Raw genomic sequence first — 1,195 nt, forward strand, 5'->3', positions numbered from 1 at the left:
CACCTGGTGGTCCAGCCTCCCTAGGTACTCCAGCTGCCCCTGTGCGTTCCAGCGCACCAGGTCTCCCGTTCGGTACAGCCTCTGGCCGCCCTCCCCCGCCACGAACCGCTCGGCCGTCAGGCCCGGCCGCCCCAGGTAGCCCCGCGCCAGGCTGATGCCTCCCAGGTACAGCTCTCCCGCCACGCCCTGCGGCACCGGGTTCAACTGCCCATCCAGCACCCACGCCTGCGTGGCCGAGATCGGCCGCCCGATCGGCACCTGCGTGCCTCCGTCTTCACGGCACTGCCACTGCGTGACGTGGATGGTAGTTTCCGTGGGGCCGTACAGGTTCTGCAGCGAGGCGCCTTGCAGCCGCTGCAGCGCTTCGCTCTGGGTGGCCGCAGGCATGGCTTCGCCCCCGCAGATGATGTAGCGCAGCCGCGTCTGGTGCTCGATGCCTTCGTGCGCCAGGAAGGCCTGCAGCATGGAGGGCACGAAGTTCAAGGTGGTGATCTGGTGCTGGCGGATGAGCTGCACGAGCCGCTCGGGGTCTCTCTGGTCCCCGGGCTGGGCCACCACCAGCCGCACGCCGGTGGTCAAGGGCCAGAAGGTCTCCCACACCGAGACGTCAAAGCCGAATGGGGCCTTGTGCAGCACGGTGTCGCTCGCATTGAGCGCATAGGTCTGCTGCATCCAGGCCATGCAGCTGTGGAGCGCGCTGTGGCGGATGGCCGCGCCCTTGGGTCGCCCGGTGGAGCCGGAGGTGTAGATGACGTACGCCAGGTTCTCGCCGTGCAGCACCACCTGCGGGTCGTGTTCGGGCTCCTCGGTCAGCCGCTCCGTGTCCAGCTCCAGCACCTGCAAGCCCGCCGTCTCGGGCACCTTGCCACCATGCTGGTGCTGCGTGAGCAGCAGGCCGATGCCGCTGTCCTGCACCATGTAGGCCAGCCGCTCCGGCGGGTACTCCGGGTCCAGCGGCACATACGCCCCTCCGGCCTTCAGGATGCCCAGCAAGCCCACCACCATCTCGGTGCTGCGCTCCACCAAAATGCCCACCCGCGTCTCGGGCCGCACCCCCAGCTTCACCAGCCGGTGCGCCAGTTGGTTGGCGCGGGCGTTGAGCTGGCCGTAGCTCAGCGCCTCCTGACCGAACACCAACGCGGGGGCATCGGGCTGCGCCGCCGCCTGGCGCTCGAACAGTTCGTGCACCGCCACC

At 69.3% G+C, this 1,195-nt stretch carries 1 protein-coding gene; it reads right to left on the bottom strand.

What is annotated here, in order from left to right; translation table 11 throughout:
* A partial coding sequence (locus AC27IQ_RS25030; RefSeq protein WP_487091225.1) for a non-ribosomal peptide synthetase occupies positions 1–1,195 on the bottom strand: 1,195 nt, incomplete at both ends.

It is taken from the genome of Acidovorax sp. KPB24-07, from assembly GCF_057543315.1.